The organism is Psychrobacter sp. Arc29 (genome assembly GCF_041431175.1).
Lineage (GTDB): Bacteria > Pseudomonadota > Gammaproteobacteria > Pseudomonadales > Moraxellaceae > Psychrobacter.
Genome location: NZ_JASMRR010000002.1, coordinates 388120 through 409676 on the forward strand (window position 1 = coordinate 388120; position 21557 = coordinate 409676).

17 protein-coding genes and 1 riboswitch are annotated in these 21557 nt (G+C 44.5%); of the genes, 4 read left to right on the forward strand and 13 right to left on the reverse strand.

All coding sequences use genetic code 11. The annotated features are described in order from the left end of the window. Positions 1 to 114: 114 nt before the first annotated feature. From QO189_RS04585 to QO189_RS04620, 8 genes are all read right to left on the reverse strand, one after another. Positions 115 to 1077, reverse strand: coding sequence for an ABC transporter ATP-binding protein (locus QO189_RS04585; protein WP_371531714.1), 963 nt, complete (start codon positions 1075 to 1077; stop codon positions 115 to 117). Between the two features lie 15 nt (positions 1078 to 1092). Further along, on the reverse strand, positions 1093 to 2034 hold the full coding sequence (locus QO189_RS04590; RefSeq protein WP_371531715.1) for an ABC transporter permease: 942 nt from the start codon (positions 2032 to 2034) through the stop codon (positions 1093 to 1095). Between the two features lie 61 nt (positions 2035 to 2095). Next, positions 2096 to 3121, reverse strand: a complete 1026-nt coding sequence (locus QO189_RS04595; protein ID WP_371531716.1) for an ABC transporter substrate-binding protein — start codon at positions 3119 to 3121, stop codon at positions 2096 to 2098. A 137-nt stretch (positions 3122 to 3258) separates the two neighbouring features. After that, complete coding sequence (gene atzF / locus QO189_RS04600) at positions 3259 to 5073, reverse strand: allophanate hydrolase (protein ID WP_371531717.1); 1815 nt, start codon at positions 5071 to 5073, stop codon at positions 3259 to 3261. A gap of 76 nt (positions 5074 to 5149) precedes the next feature. Continuing rightward, positions 5150 to 8791 carry an urea carboxylase gene (gene uca / locus QO189_RS04605; protein WP_371531718.1) on the reverse strand — a complete coding sequence of 1214 codons (3642 nt, stop codon included), beginning with the start codon at positions 8789 to 8791 and terminating at the stop codon, positions 5150 to 5152. A gap of 54 nt (positions 8792 to 8845) precedes the next feature. Beyond that, on the reverse strand, positions 8846 to 9532 hold the full coding sequence (locus QO189_RS04610; RefSeq protein ID WP_371531719.1) for an urea amidolyase associated protein UAAP2: 687 nt from the start codon (positions 9530 to 9532) through the stop codon (positions 8846 to 8848). 155 nt (positions 9533 to 9687) lie between these two features. Further along, positions 9688 to 10452, reverse strand: a complete 765-nt coding sequence (locus tag QO189_RS04615) for an urea amidolyase associated protein UAAP1 (protein WP_371531720.1) — start codon at positions 10450 to 10452, stop codon at positions 9688 to 9690. A gap of 47 nt (positions 10453 to 10499) precedes the next feature. Continuing rightward, positions 10500 to 10616: riboswitch (guanidine-I (ykkC/yxkD leader) on the reverse strand. A gap of 551 nt (positions 10617 to 11167) precedes the next feature. Continuing rightward, complete coding sequence (locus tag QO189_RS04620) at positions 11168 to 12280, reverse strand: hypothetical protein (RefSeq protein ID WP_371531721.1); 1113 nt, start codon at positions 12278 to 12280, stop codon at positions 11168 to 11170. Positions 12281 to 12833: 553 nt separating this feature from the next. Between QO189_RS04620 and QO189_RS04625 the strand changes: the two genes are divergently transcribed. The 4 genes from QO189_RS04625 to QO189_RS04640 all read left to right on the forward strand — a co-directional run bounded on the left by QO189_RS04625 (position 12834) and on the right by QO189_RS04640 (position 16576). Then, on the forward strand, positions 12834 to 15035 hold the full coding sequence (locus QO189_RS04625; RefSeq protein WP_371531722.1) for a M3 family metallopeptidase: 2202 nt from the start codon (positions 12834 to 12836) through the stop codon (positions 15033 to 15035). Beyond that, positions 15036 to 15293, forward strand: a complete 258-nt coding sequence (locus QO189_RS04630; protein ID WP_371531723.1) for a YheV family putative metal-binding protein — start codon at positions 15036 to 15038, stop codon at positions 15291 to 15293. 142 nt (positions 15294 to 15435) lie between these two features. Beyond that, positions 15436 to 15984: a hypothetical protein gene (locus tag QO189_RS04635; protein ID WP_371531724.1), complete on the forward strand. Its 549-nt coding sequence runs from the start codon at positions 15436 to 15438 to the stop codon at positions 15982 to 15984. Positions 15985 to 16012: 28 nt separating this feature from the next. Then, on the forward strand, positions 16013 to 16576 hold the full coding sequence (locus tag QO189_RS04640; protein WP_371531725.1) for a hypothetical protein: 564 nt from the start codon (positions 16013 to 16015) through the stop codon (positions 16574 to 16576). A 117-nt stretch (positions 16577 to 16693) separates the two neighbouring features. Here QO189_RS04640 and pnp read toward each other — a convergent pair whose 3' ends face one another. The 5 genes from pnp to QO189_RS04665 all read right to left on the reverse strand — a co-directional run bounded on the left by pnp (position 16694) and on the right by QO189_RS04665 (position 21224). Beyond that, a complete protein-coding gene (pnp, locus tag QO189_RS04645) occupies positions 16694 to 18796 on the reverse strand; it encodes a polyribonucleotide nucleotidyltransferase (RefSeq protein WP_371531726.1) in 2103 nt (700 codons plus the stop codon). Between the two features lie 723 nt (positions 18797 to 19519). Continuing rightward, entirely contained in the window at positions 19520 to 19786 is a 267-nt protein-coding gene (rpsO, locus tag QO189_RS04650; protein ID WP_045443035.1) for a 30S ribosomal protein S15, read from the reverse strand. 374 nt (positions 19787 to 20160) lie between these two features. Next, positions 20161 to 20337, reverse strand: coding sequence for a hypothetical protein (locus QO189_RS04655; RefSeq protein ID WP_371531727.1), 177 nt, complete (start codon positions 20335 to 20337; stop codon positions 20161 to 20163). Between the two features lie 126 nt (positions 20338 to 20463). Beyond that, positions 20464 to 20625 carry a hypothetical protein gene (locus tag QO189_RS04660; RefSeq protein ID WP_371531728.1) on the reverse strand — a complete coding sequence of 54 codons (162 nt, stop codon included), beginning with the start codon at positions 20623 to 20625 and terminating at the stop codon, positions 20464 to 20466. Between the two features lie 74 nt (positions 20626 to 20699). Further along, positions 20700 to 21224, reverse strand: coding sequence for a type 1 glutamine amidotransferase domain-containing protein (locus QO189_RS04665; RefSeq protein WP_371531729.1), 525 nt, complete (start codon positions 21222 to 21224; stop codon positions 20700 to 20702). Positions 21225 to 21557: the final 333 nt, after the last annotated feature.

Here is a 21557-nt window from a genome sequence, read left to right on the forward strand (position 1 = left end):
TGAGACTGATATCGTATGACGCGGTCATGCACAATAAAGAGAATACATAACCGTGGCACGGTATCACTGACAACAATGATAATTAGTAACTATATGATTTTTTAGCCGTTAATATTAATGATTGATCTGCTGATCTTTTTTATCCAAAGGTACCATACGCGGGATATCTGGCATCTCAGCCAAAGCAGGATCGAAGTCCGGCTGTGGCTGCGGATTGTGAACGATATTGTTGATACGAGCTTTCAATTGCAAAAATCGGCTGTCCGTGACGATATCAGGGTCACGCGGCCGTGCAAGTGGTACTTCGATAATGTCTTGTACCTCACCGGGATTGGCTTTTAATACCACAATGCGATCTGAGAGCAGCACTGCCTCGTCCATATCATGCGTGATAAACACAATAGTAATGTCGATATTGCGCCAGAGATCTAGCAGATGCTTTTGCATCTTTTGGCGAGTATACGGATCAAGCGCGCCAAAGGGCTCATCCATGATGAGTACTTTGGGTTCATTGATAAGCGCTCGTGCAATGGCGACACGTTGCTTCATGCCTCCTGACAGTTGATGCGGGTAATGGTTTTCGTATTTGCTCAGACCCACGATATCCAACCATTCACGGGCGCTACGCTCGGCGTTTGACTTGCTACGGCCTTCCATAATGGGACCAAACATGACGTTTTGTTTGACGGTTTTCCAAGGAAATAAGGTATAACCCTGAAAGACCATACCACGGCTAGCGCTCGGCCCTTTGACCACTTCTTTATCAACGATTACCTTGCCACTTGGATAAGCGTCCAAACCTGCAATGATGCGTCCTAACGTCGACTTGCCACAACCTGATGGACCAATCACGCAAACAAACTCACGCTCATGAATCTGCAAACTGACATCTTGTAGGATTACCTTTTTACTGCCGCCTTGGTCGAATGATTGCGTTAGCTTATCTACCTGTAACACCACGTCTCGCTGGTAGAGCGCTTTGAAATACTCATCAGTTGTGCTGTGAGGGCTAGTGTGGGCCTTGTCTATCGAAGCACTATTTATTGAAGCACTGTCTACTGAGTCTGAAGCGGTCATATTATTAATCATCATTTAAATACTCGCTTTCCATTTGAAGAGTTTTTTACCAAGCTGGTACAACAAAATATCTGTCCCTAGCCCAATAAACCCAATGAGAAGAATACCTGCATAGACATTATCGAACTGCTGATAACGGGCTTGTTGCACAATAAACCATGTGATGCCTGAGGTCGTCCCTATCAGCTCGGCGACAATCAGATACGTCCATGCCCAGCCTAATAGCACACGCAAGTCTCGATAAACATCAGGCAGTACGGCAGGCAGTAGCACATAAAAGAAGCTTTTGAGCTTGGTAGTACCAAGGGTATATCCCGCTTCAATCAAGCTCAGATCCATCGTGCGTGTGGTATTGGCAATAATTAAAATCTGCTGAAACAATGTCCCAATCACGATGATGGCAATTTTGGGACCATCGTAAATACCCAGTATGGCGACCGCTAAGGGGCCAAACGCAGGTGCTGGCAGGTAGCGAAAAAACTCGACAAACGGCTGCGTGATCTGGGCGATTTTTTGAGAAAACCCACACACTAGCCCTAGTGGGATACCAATGATCGACGAGAGAAAAAAAGCAATAAATACGGTACGTATACTTTGCCAAAGGCTCTCATGTAACCAAGGACCATCCGCTTGGGCAGGCGGCGTGACAAAAGCGGTAAACATTGCTGTGGCCACCTCGTCAGGTGCAGGCAAATAGATTGGATTGACCAGCTTGCCTTGAGGCGACGGCGCATCAGATGCCATCGCGTCCTGCGCTTCTTGATAGAATACTGACCTATCAATGCGGCTGCCTTCTTGCAAATAAGTGCTCGCACCTGCCTCAGTGATTTCAACTTGCGGATGCCAAATAAAAGGCAGATAGCTGACCGCACACCATAATAAGATTGGAATCAAAAATGAGAGCACATTGAGCCCAAGCTTGGTTTTCTTGGTGAGATGTTTATTGATATGACTCATGAGCGACCCTCTAAGATGATGATGACGACACCGTAACGACTAAACTAAATATCGATTAACCTTACTGAGTGATTAGGTTGGGATAGATCAATTTATCGATATCTATCTGTTGATCATAAATCTGATTGTCGATATTGAACTGATTGACGTGATAGCTTGAGCCATAGATAGAGCTCAACGCATCAGACTTTTCAAAAACCTTTTTATTGTCTTCTAAGCTCATTAGCTTCGTCCCATTCAAAAAGTCTTTATATTGTTCGGCAGGGACATTGACCTTGCTAGACATAATGCCAATCGCATCTTCTCTGGTAGCAGGATCATTGATATAGTTAACGACTTTGCCCCACACTTGGATAATTTTGGCGTACTCAGCTTTGTGCGCAGATAAACTGGCGGGACTGACCGCTAAAGTGTCATAAATAAGCCCTGGCTTGTCCGCTGAGGTATAGATAGCCTTTGCGCTCGGTACGTTTTTTAGCGCTTGATTGGCGTTGGGCTGCCAGATAGAAACTGCATCAATACTGTCATTGGTGAAAACTTGTGGCAGCTCGTTGGTGGTGGCATTCACCAGTGTCACGTCCGCTTCCGTGAGGCCGTTGTCAGTCAGCGCACTATTGAGCAGTAGATGATCAACCAAGCCTTTTTCAACCCCAATCGATTTGCCTTTTAGGTCCGCTATGCTCGTGATACCGGGCTTTGCAATGATCTGATCATTACCTGCCGAATAGTCGTTGACCAAGATAATGATACCTTCACTACCGCTCGCTGCGTTGACAAGGTTGTCACCATTGGTCACAGAAATAGCGTCTAATTGGTTGGAGGCAAAAGCAGATAACGAGGCCGAGTAATCAAACCACTGAAACTCAACATTCACACCAGCTTCATCAAACCAGCCTTTATCAATCGCAATCTGCCAAGCCACCCAGCCAGGCCAATCACTGTAACCGATAGAAATCGGATCATCATTTGCGGCAGTGACTTTTTCTGATGCCGCCTCGCCTTCAGGTGCAGATACGGTGGCAGTATTGTCACAACCAAATAGCATAAAGCTTGAGAGAACGGCAAAAGTAAATAAGCGTCGATTCATGAGTCTTACTCCTTGAATATAGACAGTCTCATTATGAGAGTGTCTGCTGATAAGTGTTTGCGATGCCATTAGGGAAAATGACATGGCAAGCGCTGCTGTTTTAGATCATGCGTAAATTTGTGCGTCTACTATCTGGTCTAAGTAATAGATTCTGACTGCTTGGCTATGTACGCCCTCCAGCCGCCAAATGCCGTGACATCTGTACCGCCTTCAAAGCCGTATGGTTCGCAAATAAAGCTTTTCACCCAGCGACCGTCTGCCAGCTCAACGTTGCCAATACCTAATGGCGCAGGTACCTCGTTAACGATTTCGCCAAACCTTGCGGTAGGAATACGCCAGACTTCTACCTCGATGGCGCGTCCGTCGCTATGGCGCATGAGTCCTGGTTTGGCAGGTGTTGCGCCTGCTAAGGCAAACAGCTGATAGGTCGCTGCCGTTTGAGTTTGTTCGGACAACACACCGCCGCGATCGGTCAGCTGATAGTTGAGCGGCATACCACTCAAATGCGCCCCAACCACTGCTAACTCCACACTGCTGTCATTAGCAAAGACGGTACTAAGCGGTATAAGCGATGGCGATTGAGTAGTTTGAGCTGGTTCAGATTGATAGTGATGCTCTGACGTGCCCATCGGTATATCGAGAGCGGTTTGCCACTGATGACCGAAATTGGCCAATGCTTCATCGTGCCAAGCGGGCGCAATAAAGGTGATGCCGCGTGGTAATCCATCATCCGCAATCACATTTGGTAAGGCCAATGCCGATAAGTCAGCCAAATTCACAAAATTGGTATACGCGCCCATGTGACTGTTCTTGGTTAACGGATCCGCATTGACGGCATCGATGGTATAGATGGTCGGTGCGGTAGGAACCATTAAGGCGTCGAACTCAGACAGCACTTGCTGAATTTGGCGGCTGAGTGCAGCGCGCGTATACTCAGCGTTCATCGCATCAACGGCGCTATAGTTATCGGCTTGGCTAATGATTTGACGGGTAATGGGTAGCAGCTCATCACGCGCCACAAGCTGCTCGACTGCAAAGGTACGTTCACTGACCCAGCTGTCGTTGTAGAGGGTATCCGCTAACGCATCAAAAACTGTAAAATCTATTGGCGTGACCTCGTAACCTATGGCTTGTAACTTTGAAATAGCCAGCTCAAAAGCTTGCTGTGACTGACTGTCACCATAGAATGTTAGGGTATCAGGAATCGCGATTTTACCAAGGCTAAAGGCAACTGGCGCAGTGGCAGGATGGACGCGGCTATAATCATCCTTGGCATCGTAGCCTTTCATTATCTGAGCTACTTGCCACGCATCATTAACGCTAAGCGCAAAGATAGAGATCACATCGTGCAAGCGACAAGCTGGAATGAGACCAGTACTGGAAAACCAGCCTTTAGTAGGCTTCAAACCTACGATATTGTTATGCCCAGCTGGTACTCGTCCAGAGCCTGCCGTATCTGTACCTAGCGCAAAAGGTACTACTCCATTGGCGACACTGACGGAGGAGCCTGAGCTTGAGCCACCACTGATATAATCAGGATTAAAACTATTGCTCACGGCACCATAAGGAGAGCGTGTCCCTACCAGCCCTGTGGCAAACTGATCAAGATTGGTTTTGCCAATAACCACTGCGCCTGCAGCTTTAAGCTTGGCAATCACATGCGCGTCGTTCTCAGCCATGTACAAAGGGGATGATGAGCCTGCCGTGGTATGAAATCCTGCTACATCGATGTTGTCTTTCACGGCAAAAGGTATGCCGTATAGCGGTAAGTCTTTGGCATTTTGCGCTGCGATACTATCGAGCTGCGCGGTAAGTTGCTCAGGCGTTGCAATCTCAATCCAAGCGTTGTCATCATTGTCGATGCTTGCCACGTACTCTAGCAAGTCACTGAGCTGAATGTGACCGTTGCAATAGCCGCTTTGCCAATCGTTAATCGTCCAATTCTTTTGCATGAGTGTTCTCTCTTATTCTCAAATATGATTGTCGGTATTTTTTGACTATCGACCAGATGCCTTCTTACAAAACCTGCTAGATCGCGATGTCTGTTACCTGCGCTTCGTTAACAGCAATGGGTGCCAGTACAAATAAAGGCTGCTCGGGTTTCACCGTCATGCCAATCTCAATCTCGATACTCACGACCTGCATGGCAACAGGTGAGACAATCGGTATCTCAATTTTCATCGCTTCTATGATCGCCAGAGTCTGGCCTTCCTCGATGACATCACCTACCGCACAAGAGATCTTCCAGACGCTACCCATCATGTGCGCGTTGACGACTATGCCGCCTTCGGGCACGGTGATATCTGATAACACCTCCACTGTGTCAATATCTTCGCCAATATACTGATCCAGCCCTTGTTGTTTCCAGCGTTGTCGTTCAGCATCAAAGTTAGCCTGCTGCTGATCTTTAAATGTCTGGATACTGTCTTTGTTCTCATGCAACATGTCGTAATACTCAGCGAGATTGAGAACGCTGTCCTCGACCTCAATCGCCAGCTCACCTGCTTTGAATGCCGTACGCATTGATAGCAACTTTTCTTCACTGACTTCATAAAAGCGAATCTGATCAAAAAATCGCAGTAGCCAGGGTTTTTCGGCTTCAAAACTCGGGTGCGAGCGATAACGGTTCCAGATTTGTAGCGTTCTACCAACGAACTGATAACCGCCTGGGCCTTCCATGCCATAGATGCACATATAAGCACCGCCGATGCCTACGGCGTTCTCTGGTGTCCACGTTCTGGCTGGATTGTATTTGGTGGTGACCAAGCGATGTCTTGGATCAAGTGGCGTGGCAACAGGCGCACCGAGATAAACATCGCCGAGTCCCATGACTAAATAACTGGCGTCATAGACAATGTCTTTGACCGCTTGAGCAGAGGCCAAACCATTGATACGTCTGATAAACTCGATATTGTCAGGGCACCAAGGCGCATCAGGGTAGACCAGTTGCTGGTATTTCTCCGTTGCCAGTTTGGTCTGTGAATCCGCCCATGCCATGGGGAGATGGACGATTCTAGAAGGTACTTGCATATGCTTGATATCAGGTAACGCGTTTTCTGCGTCTTTGAGCATCGCTAGTAGGTCGGTTTGTGACAATTTTAATGAGTGGTAATGCACCAACAATGAGCGAATGCCCGGGGTCAAATCGATGATGGCATCAATCTGCTGCGCTTGTAGCCATTCCATTAATGCCTGAACGCGAAAACGCAATTGCAAATCAAGCACCTGCTCACCATATTCAACCAGCAGATAACTGTCGCCTGCAGGGCGGTAGACCACTTTGGGCTGCTCACCATCGATAGGTAGCGTGTCTAATATGGCGGTCTGTAAGGTGGTCTCATCTGCCGTGATGGGTAAATCATAGTTCACCAAATCACAATGATCAGCACGCAGCATATCGTCATAGCGTTGATGGAGCTTTGCGGCTTGCTCGTAGTTAATAGGGACGAACTGTACTCGATCACCCGCTTTTAGCTGTCCCATTTTCCAACGCTCACCGGCGACGATGACGCTCAAGCAAACAAACCCGCCGAGGCTTGGCCCATCAGGACCCAAAATAATCGGCATGTCACCAGTAAAGTCAATCGCTCCAACCGCATAGGCATTGTCATGGATGTTTGATGGATGTAACCCCGCTTCACCGCCATCTTCACGCGCCCATTCAGGTTTAGGCCCAACCAGACGGATACCAGTACGGCTAGAGTTGTGATGCACCTCCCATTCATGTCCAAAGAACTGCGTCACATCAGCATCGGTAAAGAAATCTGGCGCGCCATGTGGCCCATACATTACGGCGATTTGCCATACTCCATCGAACTTTGGTCGCTGAGCAATAGGTAATACGTTGATATCGTTAGCTATGTCGTACTGTTTAATCGGTAACATATCGCCGATGAGCAAATTACGACCAGCGTGTCCACCAAACTGACCTAAGCTGAAGGTCGCCTGACTGCCCAAATATTTAGGGACCCCTATTCCTCCTTTGATAGCAATATAGCTGCGACAGCCTGAGGTAATATTGCCACAAACAAGCGTTTGACCTTTATTCACTGTGATGGTTTGCCACATTTGCTGTACTTCACCATCCAGCGTACATGCCATTTCACCGCCTGTGATGGCGATTTGACTGTCACAATGGAACCGAAGTGTCGGTCCGGTGACCACGCATTCAAGACCCGCGGTATTAAATGGATTGTCCAGAAGCTGATTGGCCGTGTTGAGGCTCAAACCATCTATCGCCCCTGATGGCGGTACGCCCACATCCCAGTAGCCCTGACGACCAAGCACATCTTGCACCGCTGTCTGTACCCCTGACTGTATCACTTCGATTTTTTGGCTCAGCCAAGTAAAGCTATTCAAAAACCGAGTCGTTTGCGTGCCTTCACCAAACGTCTCTGAGGCTACGATCTGCTGCAAATACTCAAGGTTGGTCTCAAGACCCGCCATACGTGACACTGATAAGCATTGACTCATTTTCGTCAGTGCTTGCGTGCGATCAGGGGCTGTCACAATTATTTTTGCCAGCATCGGGTCGTAAAAGGCTGATATCTCGCTACCCGTTTCTATCCAAGTCTCAACCCGCGCTGCTGTATCAAAATAAGCGTCCGTCAAAATACCCGTGCTCGGCTGAAAGCTTTTGATAGGATCTTCAGCATATAGTCGTACCTGAATCGAATGTCCTGACGCCTGTAGTGGCAGTTCTGGCAATACAAACTCGCCTGCTGCCAGCTCAATCATCCAGCGCACCAAATCTACCTGATAAATCTCTTCGGTAACCCCATGCTCAACTTGTAAGCGGGTATTCACTTCCAAAAAATAAAACGCTTGGGTCGATACATCCATCACAAACTCAACGGTACCAGCAGAGCGGTAGTTGACCTGCTGCATCAACTGGGTCGCCACCTGTTGCAGGTTTTGTCTTTGTGCATCTGATAATAGCGGCGCTGGCGTCTCTTCAATGACCTTTTGATTCCGCCTTTGGATAGAGCAATCACGCTCACCCAAAGTGATGATATTACCTGCCCCGTCACCGAATACTTGCACCTCAATATGACGAGCATGTTCTACAAACTTTTCAAGATAAAGACCGGCATCACTAAAGTTGCTTTGCGCCAAATGATGCACAGAATCATAAGCATCTTTTAGCTCAGTCTCATTCCATACCAGACGCATACCTATACCACCGCCGCCTGCCGTACTTTTTAGCATCACAGGGTAGCCAATGCGCTCAGCCTCACGTAATGCTTCGTCTATATCTTGTAGCAGCTCGCTACCCGGTAATAAGGGCACTTGACTCTCAATAGCCAGCTTACGAGCCGTATGCTTGAGTCCAAAGCTCAGTAGCTGCTCAGATGTCGGACCAATAAAAGCGATCCCAGCATCACTGCAGCGGTCACAGAAGGTGGCGTTTTCTGACAAAAACCCATAGCCAGGATGAATCGCTTCAGCACCTGAATCGATCGCTGCTTGCAATACTTTATCCATATTGAGATAGCTGTCACTGGCAGGTCCAGAGCCGATATTTATGGCTTCATCAGCCTGACTGACATGTAGTGAGCCACGATCCACATCGGTATAGACAGCGACTGAACCAACACCCATCTCTTTTAGCGTGCGTATAATTCGGCAAGCGATAGCACCGCGATTGGCAATCAATACTTTATTAAACATCACAGTTTCCTCAATTTTTTATTCGTATACAGGGTCGTTCACTCTACAAACGATTTACTCATAGATCACAAGCTCAATGGGTGTGGGGTTATAGCCATTGCAGGGATTGTTGAGCTGAGGACAATTCGATATGAGGACAATCATGTCCATGTGCGCGGTGATATCAACATATTTGCCTGGTGCTGAGATACCATCATCGAATGCCAAACTGCCATCTGGAGTGATGGGTACATTCATAAAAAAATTGATATTGGGTCCAACATTACGTAGGGTCAGATCATATTTTTGGGCGATTGGGTGCGTTGCTATGGTGTGCATAAAGTTGTTGCGGCAGCTATGCATGGGATAAGTGTCATGCGCGTAACGCACGGTATTACTCTCGCATGAACAAGCACCGCCCAAAGTGTCATGGCGACCACAAGTATCATCGGTAATGGTGGCAATAACGCGCCCTTTATTGGTAAACAGCTGGCTGCCTTTTTCCAAAAACAGCTTTTGGTTTTGTGCCAACGTGTCCGTGGCGCTATAGCGCTCGGCCGTATCCGCACAGCTGATAAATAACGTATCAACTGCCTGATTGCCTTTGGTATCTACAATACGTAATGTCTGTCCTTGTTTGACCTCTGCCATCCAGCCCTCTCCAGCCGCGCAAATTTCGCGCTGTTTGATGTGCTTGAGATCAATTGACGCTGAATTCTGCGTAGATTCATTTTTGTTCTTGATGTCATTATTTGTTGTCATGAGCGTGCTCTCTTATCTTAGTTGGTATGACTGTTTTTAAACATGATGAGTCCAGATATAAATCAAATGGATCTATATAAAAGCGTTTTGTCAGTCAAAAATTCGGAATTTACAATCACTAAATCAGCGTATGCGGCTACTAAACACAACGCTGATTAAGCATTTTCATAGTCACCAAAATAACGGGCATTATTTTCAAACCCACGCTGGTTTTGCTCACAAGAGTCGCGGCAGATATCCGATTTGCCTTTTGGCAAAATAGGGGCTGCCTGACTGATGGTAAGCTCAATGTCGGCTGGATCGTAAATGTGTGAGGGATCAAGGGGGTGCGGAGCATTGCAGATAAATACTAAGCAGTTCATCTCAAAGCGTAGGGCAATGGACTGGTCAGTATTGTCAGTTGTGATATAAGACAGCTGCCCTTGTAAATCAGGGGTGACTTTGGAGAATAGATTGACAGTTGCCGTAAGATCGCTCTCATTTAGCGCAAACTTCGACATCTCTGTTAGTAGTCCGTCAAGACCGTTTTGATAGCGCTCATTGCGAGCATCTTGAAAGGTTTTTTCGCCATATTGCCTGCTGACCATCGCAGCGGTGCTAGGACCACAAATAGCATCATTCCAGCCATGGTCATCGCTGATGATAGAAGCCATCACTCGGCCCATGTCAGAATACAGTACATGGCCTTCAGATAAGTACAGCGTGTACTGCGCTTTTAGGCTATCTGGCATATTGAAGCGTTCAAGCTTCTCGTCAGCATTGACCACATATAGGCTGGCATTGGCGTTAGCTGCCAATGACTTGAGTGTGAGTACATGGTTTTTGTTGATGCGGCCACACCAATGATGACCACCTGGTAGTGGCGTGATGAAGCGATCTGAAGACGGCGTATTGGCAGTAGTGCTTGCAGGATATGACATAAGAAAAACTCCACAGTTATGAGCTTAAGTGATCAGTGTCACTTAGAGTCTCCCGGGCTTTTATCCCTCCGTGTAGTTCTTTCGAACCGCCATCTCTCGGACCAGTCATACAGTATAGGAAGATGTGCTCCCTCTACTATATCGGAACCCTAGACGGCATTTTTTCAGCTCTTAGATTGGTAATAAACGGTAATTAACCGTGTATTATCTATAGTGCAAGCCTTATGCCAAGCAGAATTGATAGCTCTCCAATTGTTTATTATATTTCATAAAAATAAGCGCTATTTATCAAAAATCCGATAGCATTAGCTGCATTTTGTTATTTGACAATTTATCCTATTGGTTCGCTCATAGACTGATATATATAGGCTGTACCAAACATTAGTGATATTTATACAGTACTAAAAATAGAGAGTCGACGTGGTATATAGTAACCCTACAGATCAATCATAAATGAATTTATAGAAGAAATAAGGCACGCACTACATTGAAACATTGTGCACCATAGTGATAAACAATGCCCTATTCTGAATCTTACAAAACTTACGTAAGCTCTCTTCTATCTTATACCATACAAATAACAGACACTAAAAAAGCACTGGTTCAATATGAACCAGCGCTTTTTGTTATATTTATACGATGTCAGTTATAAGGTATCAGTGACTCGACTTATAAATTCATTTAATCAAATGATACTCATCAGTATATGACCGAATTAGTAACGAGTAACCAAGGCGATTGGTTGATCTTCGCCCATGATATCTTGTGGCATAAATACAGCCTCACCACCATTATGGATAACATGCTCGATGATTTCACCGATTGCATCATCAGTCACGCCTTCTGCGCTAGCGTCGCTTGCAAGGCTTAGAGTTTGCGCTTTTTCATCAATTTTAGCAGATTGGATATAGCCACGACGTACATAAAGGGTCTCGCCAGCGCCTTGGAATGCACTACGATATACTTCCTGTAGATCAGTCTGCAGCATATTTGCACCGCGGGCTTTATCGATTTCGCCCAAAGCAGCATGATGTAATGATGTACGATATTCTTCTACCGCTTCTTGTACACTATCAACGATATGTTGAGCGCTACCATCTTCTAGGTTGGTGGCATTCGATACGGTAGCAATGATGTTATCCGGACGATCACAGACTTCTTTATAGTAACCGATGTTTTTGGCGTCACCGACGATCACGAGTGGCATCTTATGCTCACCCCATAGCTCTTGTACGCTTTTATCGACTTGATTAAAGTATTCTTTTAAGTGGCTACTTTCATTATTTGATGAGCGATCTGACCCACCGTCACCCGTGGTATATAGCCCGTTATTCTCAATAGGGAACTGGATATTTTCCATGTTGTTTTGTATGTCATCGTCTTTATCAAACTCTCTAATGACGCGATCATTCGATGCTTCAATCAGACGAGAATTATCGCGGGTTAGGACGACCGTGTAGTAATGTACCGCACTGGCCATATCACGCACCAAATCACGAGTGGCAAAGCTGTCTGATATCACAACGCGCTCGGTCGTATCGATTGGCATACGAACGATTTGCACATCATCTGTACTAGCAAATATCGCTAAGGTATCAAGATTATAGTTATGGTTTAATTCTTTAGTCTTTGCATAAATATTGTCTAAGATGGTCGTCGCTGTGCTCTTATCATATTCTTTGTTTAGGCGGTCTTCGACAACTTTCAACTGATTTTTTAGAGCGATAGGATCTTGCTCGTTGGCTGGATGTGCTCGGTGAGTCTTAACAAAGATACTTACCGCTGGATTGGCTTTGGTTTCACGTAAGCTTTTAAGAGTCGCTTTCATATATTGCTCCTTGTTTTATTATCATTTACTTTCGATTTTATACATTCTTTTATGAGTACGATATTAGGGCATCTTGTCTTATTTTTTATTAATAGCAGCTCTGATCATTGCTTGTAAACAACAAATCATGCTATCAATTCATCTATAGTTTTTGTCCATCTTTTATTTGCACACCTAGTCGGCGTACAATTTTTGAATTCCTTTACATTGATGCTAACAGCTCCCCCACATTCGCTATAGGGTTAATTTGCAAGCAAATGATAGCGCTTTGTAAGTAGAGCAATCTGTATTGTTAAATATTTCTACTATCTCAGCTTACTATATTATTTATTGTTTCCTTTGAGTATTCACTTTTAGTTTAAGCGTTCACTCTTAGTTTATAAGCACTCAGGTTGTATTTTGGCTAAATGAACCCATCTTTTATATAACTAAATATAAATTTTAAATGGCGCGAATCGTAGTACGTCGTAAATTTAGCTCGTATCAAGCGCGATTTAAAAGCTACGTTCGCCCAATGTTTCTTTCATAATAATCATTAATATCGGATACCTTTATGACTCTTCCTTCTTCAGATTTGCGCCTTGTTGACTTTACCAATGCTGCGCCAAGTACATTACAAACCCAAGTCATCAATGCTATCGACGATGCCAATAGTTTCTTAGATAACTTGACGGCGGTGGCTGACAGTAGCACTGACATTGCAAAATTAAACGCTGAGCAAGCACTGGCAGATGTGATGCAGTTTGATCATATCAATCTAGCGCTAGATCGTAGCTGGGGAATCTTATCGCATCTCAATGGCGTGATGAGTAACGATGAGATTCGTCATATCCACCACGAGCTGCTGCCCAAATTATCGGCTTACGGAACACGGGTTGGTCAACATCAGCCACTTTTTACCCGCTATCAAACGATCGTTGATGATACCGAGTTTTTTGCGGCACTTGAGCCTGCACGTGCGCGGGCGATCGAGCTGGCTCTACGTAGCTTTGAGTTATCAGGAGTGGCACTACCTAAGGCTGAGCAAGAGAAATTTGCTGCTATTCAAAGTGAGCTATCTACCTTATCTGCGACATTCTCAGATCATATCTTGGATGCAACCCAAGCCTTTGCATTGCCTTTAGAAGAAAGTCAGCTAAAAGGCTTAACGGAGAGCGGTTTGGCATTGTTGGCAGATGCAGGTGAACAGTACAAGACTCGTGAGCTTGCTAATGGCACTCTGAGTCAAACCGATATAGATGCGCTTCCGACGCCTTATTATGTGGCAAGCTTGAACATTCCTGTATATCTAGCGGTGATGACCCACGCTGATGACCGCAGCTTACGGGAAACGCTATATCACGCTTATGTCACGCGCGCCTCTGAATTTGACACGCATACCAATGCTAAAGGTGAGTCATTAAACAATGCCGACATCATGAGCCAAATTCTCACCTTACGTGAGCAAAAGGCCAAATTATTGGGCTTTGATAATTATGCTGAAGTATCTCTATCGACTAAGATGGCAGACAGTGTCTTGGAAGTAGAGACATTCTTACGTGACTTGGCAGCCCAAGCGACCCCAGCCGCGCAGAAAGATTTAGCACAGTTACAGAGATGTGCGCAGCACTATGGCATTGATGAATTGCAGCCTTGGGATAGCGCTTATATCGCTGAAAAAGTAAAACAAAGTGAATTTAGCTTGTCGCAAGAGGAGATTCGTCCTTACTTCCCACTGCCAAAAGTGATTAGCGGTTTGTTTGCCATCGTCGAACGTCTATACGGTATTACAGTACAAGAGCAAAGCTATGAGGGTGCAGATGGCCATTCCGTATCACGCTGGCACGATGATGTGCGCTTTTATCAGCTATTTGACGCTGATGATCGCTTGATTGGCGGGTTTTACTTTGACTTATTTGCGCGCAGCGGTAAGCGCGGCGGTGCATGGATGAGTGGTTTTCAATCTCGTTATAGCTATGAGCAACAAAACCATCAGCAGCTACCTGTTTGCTTTATGGTTGGCAATTTTACGCCCGCACTTGATGGCAAGCCAAGCTTATTGACCCATGACGAAGTGTTGACCTTGTTCCACGAGTTCGGTCACGGTCTGCATCATCTACTAACGCAAGTGACAGTCGGTGATGTTGCGGGTGTCAATGGTGTCGAATGGGATGCCGTCGAGCTTCCTAGTCAGTTTATGGAAAACTGGGCTTGGGATGCTGAAGGCATTGCCCTTATTAGCAGTCATGTCGACACTGGCGAGCCATTGCCTAAAGACAAACTTGATGCACTATTGGCCGTCAAAAACTTCCAAAGCGGCTTACAAACGCTGCGCCAGATTGAGTTTGCACTGTTTGATTTGCTGATTCATGCCCATACACCAGCACTTGATTATGAAGGTATCTTGACGACACTAAATGCTGTGCGTAGCGATATCGCTATCATGCAAACACCTGATTATAACCGCTTTGCCAATGGCTTCAGCCATATATTCGCAGGTGGCTATGCCGCAGGTTATTACTCGTATAAATGGGCTGAGCTGCTATCAGCTGACGCGTTTAGTAAGTTTGAAGAAGATGGTATTTTTAACCCAGCAACGGGTAAAGCCTTTCGTGAGTTGATCTTGTCTGTTGGAGGCAGTTTTCCAGCCAAAACCAATTTCGAAAACTTCCGTGGCCGTAGTGCGAGCATAGATGCGTTGCTACGCCATAACGGTTTCACTGATGCAAAAAATACTGATGCTGCCAATGCTCAAACGACACGCGAGGCTATCTAAATGCGCTATCAGTCATCAAGCCCTAAGCGTCGATTTTTAGCAGGGGTGCGCTGTCCAAAATGCCAAGAAATGGATGCTGTGGTACAAGTAAATATTGTCACGCCGGCGCCAGATGAATACATCGAATGCACAAAGTGTGGACATTCGGAACATCGCCCTGACCCTGATGCCATCAGCGCCAAAAACCATCTTGAGGATAAGCTTGCTCGCGATGCCATGACAACAGGCACCAGTGGTACAGTCAAGTTCAAACCCTAGTTATCCAGTGTTGTCTCTAGACTACCACCTAAGCAACTCACTATTTAACACTGACTTAAGCCTATCTATCAATAGATAGGCTTTTTATTTTGAGTTTGCTATAGTAGGTCTACTTATATTCTTGCCATCAATTGATCACAATATGAACCGTAAAAAAATGCGCCCTGTATCGACCAAGTCTTCTAAAGCAAAAACTGCGCAAGCAGGTCGACGCGTTTGGGTAGTGCTTGTTATTGCGGTGATACTCATTGCTATTGGTTACTTACTTTGGGTAAAACCCGAGCCAAAAGTGGTTTTACCTGTCAGTCAACCACCTACGATGAATGAGCAAACCGAGGCGGCTCAAGCGGCTTCGACTCCAGACGTCATAACTGATGAGCCTGACACTGTACTCACTGACAGCAGTGTCACTGATGAAAGCGCCAATGCAAACGATGATAAGCGTGTTGAAAAGCCAAATCCTAAAGCTATTTTAAATGCGCCTCTGCCAAAGACGGACAGTTTAGCCAAAGAAGAAATTGATCGTTTAGAGGACGAACGTAAACGCTTAGCTGAACAAGAAAAGTTGGCTGCTGAGCAATTGGCAATGAATAAACAGCTAACCGATATGAAAGCAGAACAAATCGCTCTACTTGAACAGCAAATAGCACAGTTAGAAGTGGATAGCCCTGCTAGTACAGCGACACAATAAACGCAGGATTTTCAAAAAGAGGTCTATAATGGCAATTCTCCAACTTACGCATGCCTCTATTTTGAATAGCAATGCACAGCTGCTTGTTTTACCTGTCAATAACGCTGGTGTCATTCTAGACCCTGTGCTCGCGCGAGCCAAAACATTATTTCCTGATAACTATCATCGTTATCATAGCGCTTGCCGTGATGGCAGTCTGAGTGTTGGTAGCTGCTTACTGCATAAGCGCATACGTGAGCAAGCTGGTCTTGGCATCAGTAGTAACGGCAATCAACCAAGTTATATCGCCAACCTCGTTATATCAAACCACCCATACCATCCTGCGCGGTCGCGTTGGCTCATCGCGGCTTTGATTGACCTGCAGCAGCAATTAATTCCGCTTATACGCTACCAAGGCATACGCAGAGTTGCGCTACTCGCTCGTCCGCTTATCTCCGACAATCCGCGTGATGCTATATCTAATACAAATGAGAGTATAAACTCGCTGCCTCTAGATTGGCAGACTGATACATTGCCATTACTGACCGAGCACTTACAAGGTCTGCCAAAGCTGCGTATCGATATACATGTGCCCAAAAATATCGATTTATAAGTGACTTTTGGCTAGATCATCATCATTTTTTTGCGCCCATAAAAAAACCGCCTTGGGCACTCATAAGAGCATCCCAAGGCGGCTTTTTATTACGTAAACTATATCAAATACTGAGCCTTAGTTCTGCTCAACACCTTTCATAGTTAGCTTGATACGACCACGGTTATCAACGTCTTGCACAAGCACTTTAACGACCTGACCTTCTTTCAGATAATCAGATACATTTTCTACGCGCTCTTCTGCGATTTGTGAAATATGTACTAAACCATCAGTGTTTGGTAAAACATTCACAAATGCACCAAAGTCGACGATACGAGCAACCGTACCTTCATAAGTTTTGCCAACTTCAACTTCAGCAGTTATTGCTTCGATTTTACCGATAGCGGCTTTGGTCGCTGCTTTGTTTTCACCAAAGATACGGATAGTACCAGCGTCATCGATATCGATAACCGCACCAGTCTCTTCGGTTAGCTGACGGATGGTTGCGCCGCCTTTACCGATAACGTCACGAATCTTGTCTGGGTTGATTTCGATAACAGCATAGTTCGGGGCATGAGCGTTGATTTCAGTACGGCTCTCAGGCAATACTTGATTCATTGCGTCCAAGATATGGATACGACCAGCGTGGGCTTGCTTAAGCGCTTGCTCCATAATGTCAGGGGTAATACCTTCAATCTTGATATCCATCTGTAGTGCAGTGATACCGTTTTTAGAACCGGCTACTTTAAAGTCCATGTCACCTAGATGATCTTCATCACCCAAGATATCTGACAAGACAGCAAAGCGCTCACCTTCTTTAACCAGACCCATCGCGATACCAGCAACTGGTGCTTTTAATGGTACGCCTGCATCCATCAACGCCAAGCTTGCACCGCAAACAGACGCCATAGAAGATGAACCGTTTGATTCAGTGATTTCTGATACCACACGGATCACATATGGGAAGCGTTCGCTATCTGGCAGCATCGCTTGGACACCGCGACGTGCAAGGCGACCATGGCCGATTTCACGACGCTTTGGAATACCTTCGCGGCCTGTCTCACCCACTGAGAAATGCGGGAAGTTGTAATGCAACATGAAATGGTCACGAATCGTGCCACCTAATGAGTCAATCATGTTGACGTCACGGCTGTTACCAAGCGTGGTAGTAACCAGTGCTTGCGTCTCACCGCGGGTAAACAGCGCTGAACCATGTGTATATGGTAATACACCCACTTGTACGTCAAGCGCACGAACCGTCTCAAGGTCACGACCATCAATACGCGGCTTACCTGACAAGATATTGTCACGAACGGTACGATATTTAAGGTCGTTGTAGATTTCTTTTAGCTCAGACACAGTATCGGCATAAGTTTCTGACTCAGCATCACCAGCAAGCGTGTCAATGATTGATTGTTTGATCTCATCAAGCTTCGTGTAGCGCTCTTGCTTATCAGTGATGGTGTATGCATCCGCAACTTGTTCACCGAACTGCTCTTTCATGCTGCTAGTCAGTGCTTGATCACGCTCAGGCGCAGAATACTGCTGCTTAGCAGTACCAATTTCTTCTGCCATGGATGCAATATTATCGATAACGATTTGCTGCTGCTGATGACCATATAATACCGCACCTAACATCTGATCTTCTGACAACTCAGCTGCTTCAGACTCAACCATCAATACCGCTGACTTAGTACCAGCCACGACCAAATCTAGATCACTGGTTTCAAGCTGCTCAGTCGTTGGGTTTAGTACGTATTCGCCGTTAATAAAACCAACACGAGCGGCAGCGACAGGGCCATTGAATGGCGCATCAGAGATAGCCAATGCGGCTGAAGCACCGATTAATGCAGCGATGTCTGCAGACTGCGTTTTATCTGATGATACAACGGTGGCAGTGATTTGAATCTCGTTTACATAACCTTCAGGAAACAACGGACGAATCGGACGGTCGATTAAGCGAGAGGTCAGCGTTTCAAACTCGCTCGCGCGGCCTTCACGTTTGCCGTAAGCACCTGGGATTTTACCCGCTGCATACATTTTTTCTTGATAGTTTACGGTCAATGGAAAGAAGTTTTGACCTTCTTTGGCCTCTGATTTTACGACTGCTGCGACAAGTACGGTCACGCCGCCCATGTGTACTAAAATAGAGTTTGCTTGACGAGCAATACGTCCTGTCTCGATAACAACCTGCTGGTCGCCATACTGAAATTTACGCTTAATGGTATTAAACATTGTCATATAATCTTCCTAATGTTGACTGACAAAAGTGATATCAGCTTCAAAAAACCTGATATCTGTCATTAAAATTCTGTGTATATGATCATTAACTGACAATCTCTCTATTAGAAATCATCTCAATCAATGCCAATAACTTTACCTAATTATTTCATATATCTTTTCGTGCTAGACATCGTACTATTATGTATATTTGGTCGTTCAATTTTGGCTTTACTATAAATACTATCAAACAGACATTAAGTCAAAAGACTTCGGCGCTAAAAACCGTCTAGGCTATTTCTACGCTTTTAAGAATCAGAGATTTACGCAGCAAGCTAAGAGACAAGTACTTTATCAGTAGTCGCTATATATTCAGTAGATATACTATCGAACTCACAAGGCATTATTTTACAGTGATTTATAGCCATTGACCAATTAATTGCAGAACAGGGCTGTTATCGATAGGAAATACTGATTTTAACGCCTAATCAGCATCATTATCACTATTTTTGGTAGCTTATGTTTGTCGACCTTGATGTGTTTTAGACAAATGGTGCTATCTAAACATAGCTTTCAAAATGAATAAGCATAAAAAAACGGCGTGAAACTATTCCACACCGTTTTTAGAAAAATCTATTTTATCGATAACAACAAACAAGTTCCAAGCGGTTAGCAAAAATTTTAAAATTCTGCCATATAATGGCATATTTTGTTTTATCACCCACTCGTACTATTGTCGTTGGATTAACGACGTAGACCTAACTGGCTGATAAGAGTGGTATAGCGACCAAGATCTTTACCTTTTAGGTAATCAAGCAATTTACGACGCGTGTTAACCATACGGATAAGACCGCGACGGCTATGATGGTCAGCTTTATGTGCTTTGAAATGGTTCTGCAAATCGTTGATACGAGCGCTCAACAAAGCTACTTGAACTTCTGGAGAGCCAGTGTCATTTTCGCCACGTTGGTATTGAGCGATGATTTGTTCACGATCGGTATTAGTTAGCATAAATATCTCCGGCAATGCTAAAAACTTTAAAAACAGACTACAATTTGAGTCAGATTAAAAGCAATAGAATAATAAATAAAATAACTTGCGCGCCATTCAGGACAACCCTGCATTACTAGAGTTGACCTAGTGTACGACAAATTCAGTTAAAGATAACGACCATTTAACACGTTTGAACGTATGCATTATATGAGTCAAAGCCAATACCTAGTTAAGGTGTCGATCTAACCAACATACATTATCCAAAACCTGATTTAAATGTGAGGGCAATTATAACAAAAAACTGCTGAACTAGCAGCAGTTTTTCATAATACTTGTAAATTTGGCTTTGGTACTAATAGGAGTGCAATTCATCAACAGATCATAAGATTTGCTTATTTGTTGACATCGTCTTGTGTTGCATTGCCACCTAACTCATCATCGTCAAGCGGTGACGCTGTAGTGACTTCTGCCAAACTATCAGGAGTAGCATCCTCACTAGGATTAATGTCTTCTGATAATTGCTGAATTTCTTTTTCTTGCGCATCCATATTATCTGTTGAGTTACTCATGTTAGCTCCTACATTATTATTTTTCGAGATATCTACTTTACAGTTGCTGATACTAAGATAATTATTGCTACTAAGCTGAAACCAAATGCAGCTGTGCCATCCTAAAGTGAATGACACACAGAAATACTATTTTTCTTCTTTAGCATTTTCTACATTGCTAGCAATGCGGTCTGCTGCTGCTTCGCTGTTTTCAGTATGGTTATCTTCAGTTTGACTCTTAAGAGCGGCGGTTGCCGATTCAGCACGTTGTTGCTCAAGTTTGGTATCGTTTGGGTTAGAGTTAGACATAATATTTTCCTTAATTGTAGTTATAAATAGTTGAAAGGTTTGGATACCTCATCTTTTAATAGATGAAGAAAAAATTAAGATAATGCCTTATCAATGGCATCGACGAAGTTACTGATGTCATCTGGATTACGCGAAGTAATTAAATTGCCATCGACTTGTACAGTCTTGTCGACGTACGTTGCACCAGCATTTTCTAGATCGGTTTGCAGCGTGTGATAGGCGGTCAGTGTTTTGCCTTTAGCAATACCTGTATTGATAAGTGCCCAAGAAGCATGGCATATGACAGCTAATGGTTTACCTGCATCATTGATGGCATTGATGATGTTATGGGCTTCTTTGTTACCACGGATCGTATCCGCATTAACCGTGCCACCTGGTAATACCAGTGCATCATAATCAGAAACATTTGCATCTTTTACGAAAATATCAGCAGTAAAGGTATCACCTTTATCTACATCCTGCTGCATAGCCTGCACTTCTTTGTCTTTATTAGTAGTGATCAGAAGGGTCTTATAACCTTTGTCTTTTAACTGATTATTAACGTCTTCGTATTCTGCTTGCTCAAAGTTATTGTGTAGTAAAAAAGCGATCGTTTTCATGATATTCCTTTTCTATTTATACTTGTTTCTGTTTATTTACATTTGAGTTTTTATAATCGAATTTATTATTATTCTATAGTTTTTGTTATTTATTATTATTTGATAAATGATTGTTGCGTTAATAATAGTCATCCTCTGACGTATTTTTTCTTATTAAAGAATATCCTTTCTACATGCTTTTTTATTCTTATTTTCTATTGTTATATCATTCTTCCACTTTATTTTTGATCCAGCCTTCCCTAGCTGGTGTAACCACTGTACAGAAAAAACAGGTTTCACCATAGGTGAAACCTGCAATAAAATGTGACGGTATGTGATTAGTGTAAACTATTA

Excerpts from the sequence above, each read along its gene's own strand:
- QO189_RS04585 (WP_371531714.1), bottom strand. The coding sequence starts at position 1,077 with ATGACCGCTTCAGACTCAGTAGACAGTGCTTCAATAAATAGTGCTTCG.
- QO189_RS04590 (WP_371531715.1), bottom strand. The coding sequence starts at position 2,034 with ATGAGTCATATCAATAAACATCTCACCAAGAAAACCAAGCTTGGGCTC.
- QO189_RS04595 (WP_371531716.1), bottom strand. The coding sequence starts at position 3,121 with ATGAATCGACGCTTATTTACTTTTGCCGTTCTCTCAAGCTTTATGCTA.
- atzF (WP_371531717.1), bottom strand. The coding sequence starts at position 5,073 with ATGCAAAAGAATTGGACGATTAACGATTGGCAAAGCGGCTATTGCAAC.
- uca (WP_371531718.1), bottom strand. The coding sequence starts at position 8,791 with ATGTTTAATAAAGTATTGATTGCCAATCGCGGTGCTATCGCTTGCCGA.
- QO189_RS04610 (WP_371531719.1), bottom strand. The coding sequence starts at position 9,532 with ATGACAACAAATAATGACATCAAGAACAAAAATGAATCTACGCAGAAT.
- QO189_RS04615 (WP_371531720.1), bottom strand. The coding sequence starts at position 10,452 with ATGTCATATCCTGCAAGCACTACTGCCAATACGCCGTCTTCAGATCGC.
- QO189_RS04620 (WP_371531721.1), bottom strand. The coding sequence starts at position 12,280 with ATGAAAGCGACTCTTAAAAGCTTACGTGAAACCAAAGCCAATCCAGCG.
- QO189_RS04625 (WP_371531722.1), top strand. The coding sequence starts at position 12,834 with ATGACTCTTCCTTCTTCAGATTTGCGCCTTGTTGACTTTACCAATGCT.
- QO189_RS04630 (WP_371531723.1), top strand. The coding sequence starts at position 15,036 with ATGCGCTATCAGTCATCAAGCCCTAAGCGTCGATTTTTAGCAGGGGTG.
- QO189_RS04635 (WP_371531724.1), top strand. The coding sequence starts at position 15,436 with ATGAACCGTAAAAAAATGCGCCCTGTATCGACCAAGTCTTCTAAAGCA.
- QO189_RS04640 (WP_371531725.1), top strand. The coding sequence starts at position 16,013 with ATGGCAATTCTCCAACTTACGCATGCCTCTATTTTGAATAGCAATGCA.
- pnp (WP_371531726.1), bottom strand. The coding sequence starts at position 18,796 with ATGACAATGTTTAATACCATTAAGCGTAAATTTCAGTATGGCGACCAG.
- rpsO (WP_045443035.1), bottom strand. The coding sequence starts at position 19,786 with ATGCTAACTAATACCGATCGTGAACAAATCATCGCTCAATACCAACGT.
- QO189_RS04655 (WP_371531727.1), bottom strand. The coding sequence starts at position 20,337 with ATGAGTAACTCAACAGATAATATGGATGCGCAAGAAAAAGAAATTCAG.
- QO189_RS04660 (WP_371531728.1), bottom strand. The coding sequence starts at position 20,625 with ATGTCTAACTCTAACCCAAACGATACCAAACTTGAGCAACAACGTGCT.
- QO189_RS04665 (WP_371531729.1), bottom strand. The coding sequence starts at position 21,224 with ATGAAAACGATCGCTTTTTTACTACACAATAACTTTGAGCAAGCAGAA.